10 protein-coding genes are annotated in these 13504 nt (G+C 70.8%); 3 read left to right on the forward strand and 7 right to left on the reverse strand.

Annotation, left to right across the window (positions count from 1 at the left end):
• Positions 1–140: 140 nt before the first annotated feature.
• The 4 genes from ACVHNB_RS03700 to ACVHNB_RS03715 form a co-directional block, all read right to left on the reverse strand.
• On the reverse strand, positions 141–1850 hold the full coding sequence (locus ACVHNB_RS03700; RefSeq protein WP_428952856.1) for an LCP family protein: 1710 nt from the start codon (positions 1848–1850) through the stop codon (positions 141–143).
• Between the two features lie 87 nt (positions 1851–1937).
• On the reverse strand, positions 1938–3647 hold the full coding sequence (locus tag ACVHNB_RS03705) for an LCP family protein (protein ID WP_456227403.1): 1710 nt from the start codon (positions 3645–3647) through the stop codon (positions 1938–1940).
• 259 nt (positions 3648–3906) lie between these two features.
• Positions 3907–5244 (reverse strand): LCP family protein, encoded by a 1338-nt coding sequence (locus ACVHNB_RS03710; protein ID WP_456227404.1) that lies wholly within the window; start codon positions 5242–5244, stop codon positions 3907–3909.
• A 135-nt stretch (positions 5245–5379) separates the two neighbouring features.
• A complete protein-coding gene (locus ACVHNB_RS03715) occupies positions 5380–6135 on the reverse strand; it encodes a TIGR03089 family protein (RefSeq protein WP_428952853.1) in 756 nt (251 codons plus the stop codon).
• A 306-nt stretch (positions 6136–6441) separates the two neighbouring features.
• On the opposite strand from ACVHNB_RS03715, the gene ACVHNB_RS03720 reads away from it, so the two are divergent.
• From ACVHNB_RS03720 to ACVHNB_RS03730, 3 genes are all read left to right on the forward strand, one after another.
• Complete coding sequence (locus ACVHNB_RS03720; protein WP_428952852.1) at positions 6442–7788, forward strand: peptidoglycan recognition protein family protein; 1347 nt, start codon at positions 6442–6444, stop codon at positions 7786–7788.
• 89 nt (positions 7789–7877) lie between these two features.
• Positions 7878–8960 (forward strand): mannose-1-phosphate guanylyltransferase, encoded by a 1083-nt coding sequence (manB, locus tag ACVHNB_RS03725; protein ID WP_428952851.1) that lies wholly within the window; start codon positions 7878–7880, stop codon positions 8958–8960.
• 169 nt (positions 8961–9129) lie between these two features.
• Entirely contained in the window at positions 9130–10158 is a 1029-nt protein-coding gene (locus ACVHNB_RS03730) for a DNA-3-methyladenine glycosylase family protein (protein WP_428952850.1), read from the forward strand.
• Between the two features lie 15 nt (positions 10159–10173).
• Here ACVHNB_RS03730 and ACVHNB_RS03735 read toward each other — a convergent pair whose 3' ends face one another.
• From ACVHNB_RS03735 to ACVHNB_RS03745, 3 genes are read right to left on the reverse strand one after another with little or no spacing between them, the layout of a single operon-like run.
• On the reverse strand, positions 10174–11481 hold the full coding sequence (locus ACVHNB_RS03735) for a coenzyme F420-0:L-glutamate ligase (protein WP_428952849.1): 1308 nt from the start codon (positions 11479–11481) through the stop codon (positions 10174–10176).
• A complete protein-coding gene (cofD, locus tag ACVHNB_RS03740; protein WP_428952848.1) occupies positions 11478–12446 on the reverse strand; it encodes a 2-phospho-L-lactate transferase in 969 nt (322 codons plus the stop codon). Before cofD ends, ACVHNB_RS03735 begins: the two co-directional genes overlap by 4 nt.
• A gap of 44 nt (positions 12447–12490) precedes the next feature.
• Positions 12491–12985, reverse strand: coding sequence for a cysteine dioxygenase (locus ACVHNB_RS03745; protein ID WP_428952847.1), 495 nt, complete (start codon positions 12983–12985; stop codon positions 12491–12493).
• Between the last annotated feature and the right edge of the window lie 519 nt (positions 12986–13504).

Raw genomic sequence — 13504 nt, forward strand, 5'->3', positions numbered from 1 at the left:
GCGAAGGAGATCTTGGCATGGGCACGCCGCATAGTTGCGGATCAAGTGCCAAGTGGCGTGAAACTGAGGGAAGTTGACCGGAAACCGCGCGGGCCCCTCCTCGGAGTGAGAAGGGGCCCATAGCAGCGAGGGTGGCCTGCCTACCAGCGGTAGGGCTTGTACACGTCCATGCAGGCGTCCTCGTCGGATCCGTTCAGGGCGTCCGCGGTGTCCGGGATGTCGCCCGGCTTCACGGCCTTCTGCTTCGGATACGTACTTCCCTCGCGCCAGTCCGCGCCGACGCTCAGCGTGACGGCCGTGACGCCGTCGGATGCCTGCACCGCGCTCTGGGGAATCCCGAGGGACTGCGCCACCAAGGTCGCGTTCTCCTTGGCCCGGGAACCGGCGTTCTCGGGGTACGCCACCACTGTCGTCCTGAGCGGGAAGGCGGTCGAGTCGGCGGCGGCCCGGGTGAATCCCTTCTGTTGCAGAGTCTGCGCGAGGGCGTTCGCACGCCGGGGCACCGCCGCCTGCCCGGCGCCGTTCGTACCGTTCCTGACCAGCACGGGGAAGGAACCCGCGGTGTCCGCGTCGGCGCTGGGCGACGGCGAGGCGGTCTGCTTGCCGCCGTCGTCCGCGGCATCGTCACTGTTCTTGTCGAGCGCGATGTCGTCGCGGAGCATCGCCCAGATCTTCTCGGCGTCGGCCGTCGCGGGTACCAGATGATTCCGGTTCTGCGGATCTTCGGCCGTCGGCATGGTCAGCGTGGTCATGCGCTTGGCGGGAACCTGCTTGAGCTGCATGGAGAGGTCGTAGAGCTTCTTCACCGTACCGACTTCCTCGGAGACCTTGAGGGCCTTCGTGGCGGACTCCGCCAGGTTCAGGAGCCGGCCGCTGTCGGAGAACGCATTCTGCTCTCTGAGCGTCCGGAGCATCGAGCTCATGTACATGTGCTGCGCTTTGGCGCGGCCCAGGTCGCTGTAGAAGGCGTGCCGGGTACGGAGCCACTGAAGTGCCGACTTGCCCTTGACCTTGTGATCCCCGGCAGTCAGCTTGAGGCCGGAGCCACCCGGAACGCCGGGCAGCGGGCGGTCCCAGACGTTCTGCTTGACGCACACGTTCACCCCGCCGACGGCGTCGGCCATCGTGACGACACCGGCGAAGTCCACCATCATCCAGTGGTCGATGTACAAGCCGGTGAGCTTCTCCCACGTGGCCAGGGTGCATCCGGGGCCGCCGCGCTGGAGGGACTCGTTGATGATGGTGTTCGTCGCCGCGTACTTGGTGTGGGATTCCCGGTCTTCGCACGCGGGGATGTTCACCCGGGTGTCCCGCGGGATGCTGACGATCGACGCGTTCTCGCGATCGGCGGAGATGTGGATGAGCATCTGCACGTCGGCCAAGGGCTTGCTGCCGACGCTCCCTTTGCTTCCGCCCAGTTTCACGTTCTCGGCCGAGTTCCGGCTGTCGGATCCGATCAACAGGATGTTGATCGGCGTCTGCCCGGCGGCGTTCGGCTCAGCCTTCTTCACGCCCGTGTCGGCGCTGCTCCGCTCGCCCTTCTCGATGTTGTTGTTGAGGTGTTGGTACCAGAGGTAGCCGGCGCCGGCCGCGCCCAGTATGAGCACGGCAAGGGTGAGCGCGGTCCAGCGCAGCACCCGGCGTGCCCGTCGGCGCCGCGGGCGGCCGGTGGCTCTGCGCCGTCCACTGCCCTGTGCGTCGTCCCCTTTGGTGGGCCGTCCGTCGGCGTCCGGCCGGGAGCCGTCCGCGTACAAGGTCTCGTCCCAGCCCAATTCTCCAGCCGCGGACGACGGTTCTCTGTGCTTGCCGTTCGGTCGTGAGCGCTCCCCGCGCACACTGCTTCGCCCCATGCCCCGCCCCACCCTCCCGCCCTGTGGCCATAACTCGGCCGCCCCGACTGTCGGTTGGTTAGACAGTCAAGGGGCGGCTGAGGTTGGTCACTTGGCGCACACAGTCTTGTCCGCTGTTGTTTTGTCCACGTCCGGCGCCGATGCCGAACCGCTGATGGGTGTCCCCGCACCCTTGAAGTCGGAGCCGAGGACGAGAATCATCGCCGGCAGCCCCTGGTCGTTCGTCTCGCTCTTGCCCTCCTTGAGGGCAGAGGCCGACAGGCCCATGATGTCGGCCAGCCGCCGTGCCTGGTCGGCTTGGTCGGGCGAGTACTCCAGGGTCGTCCGGCTCTGCTTCTGAGGCGCGTTGCCCAGTTGGCTGGACTTGCCGACACCCTTGTCGTTCTGGAGCCAGGTGACGGTCGCCTGAGCCGCTCCGGGCGTGGAGCTGCCGTTGTAGATGTCGACACGCACGTCGGATGCCGCCGACTTGGGGCCCTTCAGCTTGGCGGACTCGGCGGCCTTCTGCTTCTTCTTCGTCTCCGTCAGCGAGACGTCGTCCTTGATCGCGCTGAACACCTGAGGCGCGGCCGATTCGTTGAGCACGACGGTGGCGTGGATCTTCTCGGCCGGGTTGTCGATGACCGGGGTGGTCACGAACGAGAGGTTCTTGGTCGGCACCTTCTTCAGCTCGAGGGCCACATCCTTGAGCTTGGTCAGACTCCCTATGCCCTTGTCGACCGTGAGCGCCTTGGTCGCGGCCTCGGCGAGGTTCGTCAGCTTCCTCGGGTTCGTGAGCGTGTCGCCCGAACTCATCTTGCGAGCCAGAGAACTGAGGAACTGCTGCTGCACCTTGATCCGGTCGAGGTCGCCCTTGTTCCCCCAGCTGTGCCGGGTGCGCAGGAACGCGAGCGCTTCCTCGCCCATCAGATTGTGCTCACCCGCCTTCAGGTCGAGATGCGAGTCGTCGTCGTTGACGTCCTTCGCGAGACAGACGCCCACGCCGCCCACTGCCGTCGACAGGGTCTTCACCGCGTTGAAGTCCGCCATCATGAAGTGGTCCACGGTGATCCCGGTGACCGCTTTGATGGTCGCCATGGTGCAGCCGGCGTCCCGGCCGTCCTGTCCCAGGCTGGTGTTGAAGCGGACGTTCTGCGTGCCGGGGATGGTCTTGAGCTGACCGTTCTCGTCCTTCACCTGGCAGTCCGGCACGTCCACGATCAGGTCGCGCGGGATGCTCAGCGCGGTGGCGTTCGAGCGGTCCTTGGAGACGTGCAGCAGCACGTTCGTGTCGGCGTGGCCGACGCTGCCCTTGTCGCCGTAGCCCTCGTTGCCCTTACCGGTGCGCTTGTCGGTGCCGATGACGAGGACGTTGAACGCCTCGTCCTTGCTGAAGCCGTTCTTGGCGCCGACGACGTCCTGCGTGGTGATGTTGCCGTTGAGGTGCTGGTAGTAGAAGTAGCCGCCCGCCGCGGTGGCGAGGACCACGAAGGCCAGGCTGCCGGCCGACCACAGCAGCACCTTCTTGCCCGTCGACTTCTTCTTCTTGGCCTTCGAGCGGCGCCGGCCCGGCCCGGGGGCCTGTGCCTGCGGCTCGCGCCGCCTGCGCTGCGGGGGCACGTCCTGCTGGTCCCGCTGATTTCGCTGGTCCCGTTGATCCCGTCCGCCGCCACGGGGTGCGGAGCGGCGGGGCCCCGGTACCGGCGACTGCCCTCCGGAAGGGCTCAGTCGCAGTTCGTAATCACCGGTCTGCGGGTTCAGGACCCACTGGTCTGCGGGGTCGATGTTCTCCGCCCGCCCACGGCCTTGCGCGTCCACGGTTGTCTGCGTCCTCCGTCGGGGCCACGCGGCGCCCCACCCCCCTCAAAGCGGGCGCCCGGTCAGTCGATAAGCAGTGCGCGACCGCGCCAGGGCAGCAGGGCCGGGTGCACCGGATCGCTCACACTATCCGCCCAGTTCAGCGTCAAGCGACGACGGTGACAAATTCCACTCCCCTACAACTGGGCAATCCGGACCATTTTCAAAACCTGTGTGCCACCTGATGACTTCTGCTTTACCCAGAGGCTGTTGAGGCGACTCAACCGCACGCATCCTGCCGGGCGGTGTTGCCGCGGAACGTGGGGGTGGGGGAGGGCTCGGCGGACGGCGAACCGGACGCCGACGGTCCGGCGCCGGGCTTCCCGTCGTCCCATCCGCCGTCCTCGTCGGAGTAGTACTCCTCGTCGTACTCGCCCTCCTCGTACGACGCTTCCTCGTCCGAGATGTCCGACCCGTCTCCGTTGTCGGTGGATTGATCGGTCTCGGCCTGTACGTCGGCGGGGGTCTCCTTCGAGACGACGAGCGGGGCGTCGGTGCGCAGCCGCGTGAACAGCCGCTCCGCGGCGGGCTGGACGAGCTGGTCGCGGTTGGCGTTGTAGATGTACGACTGCCGCGGCACGGTCAGGAACTGGATGCGGTCGGCGGGGATGTCGCGCATCCCGCGGACGAGGTCGTACAGCCCGCGCAGGCTCGCCAGGCCCGGGTCGGTGGTGAGGGAGGAGGTGGCCGCGTCGAGCACCGGGTAGAGCTTCGTCGGATTCAGCAGCACACCGCTGCTCTGCACCTTCTCCACCAGCGCGCCGAGGAAGCGCTGCTGGCGGTCCATCCGGTCGGTGTCGCTGCCGTTGCCGATGCTCTTGCGGGCGCGTACGTAGCCGAGGGCCTGCTCGCCGTTCAGGACGTGCCGGCCCGGCGCCAGCTTCAGATGCGCGTCGGCGTCGTCGATCGGCTTGTCCAGGCACACCTCGACGCCGTCGACGGCGTCGACCATGTCCTTGAACCCGTCGAAGTCGACGACCATGTGATGGTCGATGCGCACGCCCGTCAGCTTCTCGACCGTACGGATGGTGCAGGCCGAACCGCCCACCTCGAACGCGTAGTTGAACATGGCGAACATCGGCTCGATGCGGTCGCCGTTCTGCTTGCGGCAGGCCGGTACGTCGACCATCAGGTCCCGCGGGAACGAGACGGCGGTCGCGCTCTTCCGGTCCGCCGCGACGTGCAGCAGGATCGTGGTGTCCGAGCGCTGGGTGCCGTCGTTGCGGCCGTACTTGCTGTTCGCCCCGGCCCGCGAGTCGGACCCGATGAGCAGCAGGTTCTGCGCCCCGTCGACCAGGACGGTGGGGCGCTCCTTCTCGTAGCGGGCGAGCTCCGCGGCGGTCGCCGAGTCCTCGGTGATGTTCCCGCTGAGCTTCTCGTACGCGATCCAGCCCGCGCCGCCGGCCACGAGCACCAGCAGCGCCGCGGCGATCGCCGAGTACCGCAGCCATCTCCTCCGGCGCCGGACCCGCCCGGCACCGGTCGGGGACGAGCCGCCGCCCGGGCCGAGCGGCGCACCGCCGTCGCTCGACGGAGGCACGGCTGCGGAGTCGGTCACGGGTCCCCCTCGTGGTGACGTAGAAGACGTGTCAGTCATGACGTCTGCGTCGTGGGCGGACGCATGCGTCTCTACGACCATGGACCCCGCCGCGGCGGGGGGCCGGGAGAGCTGAGCCGAACGGGGTACGCGGCTCTACCGCGCGGTGGCGGTGACCCGTTCGCTCTCGACGCGCTTGGCGAGGGCCTCCTCGTCGAGCCGGTCGAGGTTGCGGCACAGCACCACGGAACCGCCGGTCGCCAGCGGGGCGAGGAGTCCGGCGCTCAGGCCCTGCCAGCTGTCGTACGGGAGTCCGGACAGCAGGCGCGCGCCCGGCCCGGTCAGACCGAGCCCCGGAGCGTCGGCGGTCGCCTTCTCGACGACCTCGGCGCCGGACCACTCGGCCCCGGCGACGACGAGCGCGGGCTCGTCCGGGGCGACGGGGGAGAACGGCGCGAACCGGTCGCCCTGCCCCGGCACCTCCACGGCGTAGTCCACGAACCCCTCGGGCGGCTGCGGGAACCGCCCGCCCAGCGGCCGCAGCGCGAGCGCGACCCGCTCACCGGAACAGGCGCGGGCCGCGTCCAGCGTGTCCGGCCCGCTGACCACCAGATCGGCCCGGGCCGGATCCCCGCCGACCTCGGCGACGACCCCGACCGACGAACAGGCCAGCAGCCACACGGCGGTCTGCCAGTGCGCGGGCAGCAGCACGGCGACCCGGTCCCCGGGCTCGGCGTTCAGGTCGCCCTGCAGCAGATTGGCGGTCTTGGCGACCCAGTTCGCGAACGTCGCCACGGACAGCTCCACGCGTTCCCCGGTGGCGTCGTCGTAGAAGGTGACGAGCGGCCGCCCCGGATCATCGGCGAGAGCGGCCTGGAGCAGAGCGGCGGGAGTACGGTTCGCGGCATTCACCCGAGCCACCCTACGCGGGGTGCCTCCGGCGGTTGAGCGACCCCGACGCGCGACGGCGCGGGCCGCGCCGACCGGGTCATCCGCGTCTCGGTCCCGGTCGCCCGCGCCCTCCCGCGCCCGGCATCCGCCCAGCCCCCGCACCCGACGCCCAGTCATCCGCGTCCCGCCCCCGACACCCGCCCCCACCTGCCGACCCGCTGCATCCGAGTGGCGTCGCCCCCCGACGCCCCGTCACGGCCCCACCCCGCCCCCGGACTTCACCCCAACACCCGTATGACACTCCCCGATGGCCGGAATCATCCCGGTATGGCCACGATCGTGGGCATGCGTGGTTTCCTTGCTTCCTCGATCGGCGTCACCTGCGCGGCCGCCCTCGCCCTCCCGCTCACCCTGCCCGCCGCCTCACACGCCGCGCCGGCCCCGGCGCGGGAGTCGGTCCCGGGCAGCACCCAGTCCCTCGCCCTCGGCTCCCTCGCCGCCGACCGCGCCGTCGGCGCGGCCCGGGAACAGGGTCTGCCGCAGCGCGACGTCCGCCCGTTCTCCCTCGTCGGCGTCGTCTGGGACGACCCGAACACCGAACTCCACGGCCAGGTCCAGGTCCGTACCCGGACCACCGGTACGACCACCTGGTCCGCCTGGCAGGACGTGGAGACCCACAACGACGACGCCCCGGACCTGGACAGCTCCGAACACACCTCCGGTCACGTCCGCGGTTCCACCGCCCCCCTCTGGGTCGGCGACTCCGACGGCGTGGAGGTGCGGGTGAAGGCCGACGAACCCGCGGCCACCCGCGCCGCCGCCGAGCCCCTCCCCAAGGGCCTGCGCCTCGAACTCGTGGACCCGGGCGCGGAGCCCCCGCCCCAGGGCGCCCCCGTCGACGCCGCCCGCGCCACCACCCTGACCGCGGAGACCGCCGCGTCCTCCGCCGTGAACGCCGAGCTCGCCCCGCTCGGCGCCACCGCCGTACCCGCCCTGACCAAGAAGGCGACGGAGGACGAGCTGATCGAGGCCCGCGGCGGCGACGCGAGCGCCACGAAGGCCCGCCCGTACGTCGGGGCCCGCCCGCGCATCATCACGCGCAAGGGCTGGGGCGCCGACGAGAAGCTGCGCGAGAAGCAGTTCGGCTACACGAAGACGGTGAAGGCCGCCTTCGTGCACCACAGTGCTTCCGGCAACAACTACCGCTGCTCACAAGCCTCTTCGGTCATCCGCAGTATCTACCGCTACCACGTCAAGAGCAGTGGCTGGCGTGACATCGGCTACAACTTCCTCGTGGACAAGTGCGGAAACATCTACGAAGGCCGGGCGGGCGGCGTCGCCAAGCCGGTGATGGGCGCACACACCCTCGGCTTCAACACCAACAGCATGGGCATCGCGGTCCTGGGCTCCTTCGGCGGCTCCAACCCGCCCGCCGCCGCGGTGAACGCCATCGCCAGGCTCACCGCCTGGAAGCTCGGGCTGTACGGGGCAAATCCGCGCGGTACGACATATCTCAAGTCGGGTGGTGGCAATCTGTACCGCAAGGGAAAGAATGTACGACTACATGTGATCTCCGGCCACCGGGACGGGTTCGCAACCGAATGCCCGGGACGCCGTCTCTACAACAAACTCGGCAAGGCCCGCTCCAGCTCCGCCCACCTCCAGGGCCGCTGACGCCGGCCGGCCCGGGTCTCGCACGGTCTGCATACACTGGCCGGCCGAAAGACAGTTCGGCCGGCCCCAGCAGGAAGCAGAGACGACAGGTGACAGAAGCGATCCTCCTGGTCGGCGGCAAAGGCACCAGGCTGCGCCCGCTCACGGTGAACACCCCGAAGCCGATGGTCCCGGCGGCCGGCGTCCCGTTCCTCACCCACCAGCTGGCGCGGGCCAAGGCGGCGGGCGTCGACCACATCGTCCTCGCCACGTCCTACCTGGCGGAGGTCTTCGAGCCGTACTTCGGCGACGGCTCCCGCCTCGGGCTCCACCTGGAGTACGTCACCGAGGTCGAGCCCCTCGGCACCGGCGGCGCCATCCGCAACGTCGCCTCGCACCTGCGCTCCGGGCCCGACGACCCGGTCCTGATCTTCAACGGCGACATCCTGACGGGCCTGGACATCCGGGCCCTCGTCCACGAGCACGAGACGACCGGCGCGGACGTCTCGCTCCACCTCTCCCGCGTCGAGGACCCGAGGGCGTACGGCCTGGTCCCCACCGACGCGACGGGCCGGGTCCAGGCCTTCCTGGAGAAGCCGCAGACTCCCGAAGAGATCGTCACGGACCAGATCAACGCGGGCGCGTACGTGTTCCGCCGCTCGGTCATCGACACGATCCCGACGGGCCGCCCGGTCTCCGTCGAGCGCGAGACGTTCCCGGACCTCCTCGCCTCCGGAGCCCACCTCCAGGGCATGGTCGACTCCACGTACTGGCTCGACCTCGGCACCCCGCAGGCCTTCGTCCGCGGCTCGGCCGACCTGGTGCTCGGCCGCGCCCCGTCCCCGGCCGTGCCCGGCCGCTGCGGCGACCGCCTGGTCCTGCCGACGGCGACCGTCGCCCCGGACGCCAAGCTGACCGGCGGCACCGTCGTCGGCGAGGGCGCGCAGGTCGGCGAGGGCGCCCGGATCAGCGGCTCCACGGTCCTGGACGGCGCGGTGATCGAACCCGGCGCGGTGATCACGGACTCCCTGATCGGCCGGGGCGCCCGCATCGGCGCCCGCACGATCCTCACCGGCGCGGTGATCGGCGACGGCGCCCACGTGGGCCCCGACAACGAACTCCAGACAGGCGTACGAGTCTGGTGCGACGCCCACCTCCCGGCAGGCGCGGTCCGCTTCTCGTCGGACCAGTGAGACGTATCTCAAGCCCCTCCGGCGATTGAGGAGCGGGGTCCGGGGCCTGAGCCCCGCGACTCGGCCCATGATCCCTGGAGGGGCGTTTCGGGGAAGGGGCGGGGAAGGGACAGGGAAGGGGAAAAACCCCTACCCTCAAGGGGAACACCCGCCCCGACCGAGGACCCCCGTGGCAGGCCGCCGATACACCCCCCGTACGCAGACCCACCCGCCGGCCACCCGCACCACAGTGCGCGGCGGCGAAACCCGCGTACCCCCGCCCGCCCCGTCGATCCCGCACCAGGCGCCGGCCACCCGCACCTACACGCCCCCGGCCCCCCTCCACCTGGGCCTCACCCTCGGCCCCCTGCGCCGCGGCCCCGCCGACCCGACCTTCCGTACGACCCCCGACGGCGCCCTGTGGCGCACGAGCCGCACCCCGCAGGGCCCCGCCACACTCCGGGTCGCCGAGCGGGACGGCACCGTCCAGGCCCAGGCCTGGGGCCCGGGAAGCGACTGGTTCCTGGACCAACTCCCCGCCCTGCTTGGTGAGTTGGACGATCCGGCCCCGTTCGAGCCGCGGCACCGCCTGGTCGCCGAATCGGCCCGCCGCCGTACCGGCCTGCGCCTGACCCGCACGGGCCTGGTCCTGGAGTCCCTCATCCCGTCGATCCTGGAACAGAAGATCACGACGGACGAGGCCTACCGGGCCTGGCGCCTGCTGCTCCACAAGTACGGCGAGACCGCCCCGGGCCCGGCCGGCCAGGACCTGCGCATGCGCGTCATGCCGGACGCCCGCGCCTGGACGCTGATCCCGTCCTGGGAGTGGCACCGGGCGGGCGTCGACAACAAGCGGGCCTCGACGATCATCCGCGCCGCCAAGGTGGCCCGGCGCCTCGAAGAAGCGGCCGGGATGGAGCCGGTCCGGGCCCGCGCCCGGCTCGAACTGGTCCCCGGCATCGGCCCCTGGACCTCCGCCGAGACGATCCAGCGCACGAACGGCGCCCCCGACGAGGTCACCACCGGCGATCTGCACCTGCCCCGCACCATCGGCTACGCGCTCGCCGGCAACCGCGACGCCACCGACGAGGACATGCTGGAACTCCTCGCCCCCTACGAGGGCCAGCGCCACCGGGCGGCCCGCCTGATCCTGCTGAGCGGTGTCGCACCGCCCCGCAGGCAGCCCAAGATGCGCCGGGTGAACATCGCCGAGTGGTGACGGCTCCCGCGGGCCTCAGCGCACCTCGATGAAGTCCGCGGCGTCCCGCGCGGGCCGCGCCACGGGCGGCGCGGCGGCATGCCCCACCGCGACGGCCCCCATCGGGTCCCAGTCCTGCGGCAGCCCCAGCACGTCCCGCACGACGTCCCGGCAGAACATCGTCGACGACACCCAGGCCGACCCGAGCCGCTCACCGGCCAGCGCCACCAGGAAGTTCTGCACCCCGGCCCCGGCGGCCACGACGAACATCTCCCGCTCGGCCGCGTCCCGGCGCGCGTGCCCGTACGTGTGCGAGCCGTCCATCACCAGGCAGGGCACCACGAGATACGGCGCGTTGCGCAGCACGTCCCCGCGCCGCACGCGCTTCGCGATGGACTCCTCGCTCTTGCCGTCCCGCCGCAGGTCCGCGATCCACGCGTCCCGCATCGCGTCGAGCAGCCGCCCCCGGGACTGTGCCGACTCCAGCAGCACGAACCGCCACGGCGTCGTGTGATGCGGCGCGGGCGCGGTGACGGCCGCGGCGACGGCCCGCCGCACGGCCCCCGGATCGACCGGCTCGTCGGTGAACGCCCGCACGGTACGCCGCTGCGTGACGGCCTCCCGTACGGCCTCCGAGGTCCCCAGCCGGAACATGTCGTCCCGCGCGACCCGCACCAACTCCCTTGCGGATCCGCCCTGTTCGCCCACGACGCCGCCGAGGCCGCGCACGACGGCGACCGGCAGCCCGCCGGCCTTGCCCTTCACGAGGTCCCCGGCGGCGGCCAGCTCGTCGGCGGTCGCCACCACGGTCGCGCTCAGCGGATTGCCGTACGCGTCGACGCCGCCGCGCAGATCGTCGAGGACGCGGACACCGGCGGCGCCGATGGCGACATCGGTCAGCCCGTTGCGCCAGGGGCGCCCGAAGGTGTCGGTGACGACGACCCCGACCTCGACGCCCAGGGCGTCCCGCACCCCGTCGCGGATCGCGGCCGCGGACGCGTCCGGGTCCTCGGGGAGCAGCAGTACGGTCCCGGCCGCGGTGTTGGACGCGTCGACCCCGGCCGCGGCCATCACCAGACCCAGCTTGTTCTCGACGATCCGCAGGGTGCCGCGCCGCGCCACGACCCGTACGGTCTCGGCGTCGATCGCGGCCTCCCGGTCGTCGGCCAGGACGACACGCCCCTCGGCCTTGCTGACGATCTTCGAGGTGACCAGGAGGACGTCGCCGTCGGCGAGCGACGGCTCGGCGGCGACGATCAGCTTGGCGAGGTCGTCGCCCTCCCGGACCTCGGGGATCCCGGCGACGGCCCAGGCCCGGAAGGCGGGCGCGGCGGCACTGCTCACGAGACCCGGACCTCCTCCGCGAGCCGCAGCGCCTCGCGCGCCATCGCGGCCGCGGCGGTGCCCTCCTCGGGGTCCGTCATCATCAGCGGCACGGCCCGGCAGCGGATCCCGGCCGCCTCGACCCGCTCCACGACCCCGGCGTCCACGGTGTCCACGAGCCATCCGTCGAGCAGCCCGGACCCGTAGTGCTCGGCGACGGCGGCGGCGCTCGACTCCACGCCCACCGCGGCCAGCACCTTGTCGGCCATGCCGCGCACCGGGGCGTCGCCGACGATCGGCGAGAGCCCGACGACGGGCACGCCGGCCTCGGCGATGGCCTCCCGGATCCCGGGCACGGCCAGGATCGTGCCGACGCTCACCACCGGGTTCGACGGCGGGAACAGGATCACGTCTGCCTCCGCGATGGCCTCCAGCACGCCCGGGGCGGGCTTGGCCTGCTCGGCGCCGACCGGCACCACGGCCTGCGCGTCCACGGAGGCCCGCAGCTTCACCCAGTACTCCTGGAAGTGCACGGCCCTGCGCTCGCCGTCGACGTCGACGGCGACATGGGTCTCGACGCGGTCGTCGGACATGGGCAGGAGCCGCACGCCCGGCTGCCACCGCTCGCACAGCGCCTCGGTGACCGCGCTGAGCGGATAGCCGGCGGCCAGCATCTGCGTACGGACGATGTGGGTCGCGAAGTCCCGGTCGCCGAGCCCGAACCACTCGGGTCCGACCCCGTACGCCGCGAGCTCCTCCTTGACCTTGAAGGTCTCGTCGGTACGCCCCCAGCCCTGTTCCTCGTTGATGCCGCCGCCCAGCGTGTACATCACCGTGTCGAGGTCCGGACAGACCTTCAGGCCGAAGAGATGGATGTCGTCACCGGTGTTGCCGATGACCGTGATGTCCGCGTCCGGTGCCGCCTGCTTGAGACCGCGAAGGAACCGGGCACCACCGATGCCGCCTGCCAGAACCACAATGCGCATGGCCCCAAGCATCGCAGGCAGCACCGACAGCGCGGCAGCCGGTCTCAGACAGCGGCCCGGTCCACCGTGGAGCAGACGGGGGAGTGCATCGGCATCGCGGTCAGGCCCGGGTGGTAGACGTGCAGGCTGACGGCCGGTTCCAGGGAGTCGTTGACGACCTCGTGGACGTAGCCGGGCGCGAACACCCGCTGCGCGCCCGGAGTCAGGGACCGCGTGCCGCGCTCCGTACGCTCCGTCAGTTCGCCCTGGAGCAGCGTCAGTACGCCGCTGGAGCGCCCGTGGTCGTGCAGTCCGCTGCCCTGACCGGGCACCCAGGACAGCAGCCACACCTCGTAGCCGGGCCCGGTGCGCAGGCGGCGGTACCAGCGGGTCGTGGCGTCGTACTCGACGAGGTGCTCCCACTGGGAGCGGTCGGCGGCGATGGAGCGCGCGAGCCCGACGAACTCGGCCACCGTCTCGGGGTGTTCACGAGCGGGCTGCAGCAGGTGCGGTACTTCGAGGATGTCGCCGGCGATCTGGAGGTCGCTGTCGCTGTTCATGGGTGTGGGGATTCCTCGGCGGAAGAGTGCGGAGCGCCCCGGCGGGGGCTAGGGCCGTACGGAGAGGAGAAACACGGTCGGAGCTCGGTGGCTCAACGACTCAACAGCTGGAACAGCAACAGCTACAGCACGCGCGGGCAGCGGAGACGGACCCGGCGGTGCGGGTCGTCATCGGTGCCAAGTTCGCGAGCATGCCCACCAGAACATCGGTTCATGCGTCCCGTGTCAACTCAATGTCCGGATGGTGGGAAATGTTTCACCTCATCCGGTATCTCTGGCAGGCGAAAGGTTTGTTCACCCGTCGTCCCGGACATGTGGCGCTGCAACCCGGCGCGCAAACGCCGTTGCGATCCTGTGATCCGAATGTGATCCGGTTCGCTTCTGTGAGCGGGTCGGAACGAGATCAAACTCCGCGGCGTCCTCCCTTGTAGTGATTCAGAGGGGGTAGGGCATCCACATGGGCCACTGGCAAGTGTCACGGTTTTTGCCGATTTGAACACTTTCCGCATAGCCTTGGTT

The sequence above is a fragment of the Streptomyces sp. YJ-C3 genome (genome assembly GCF_053891275.1).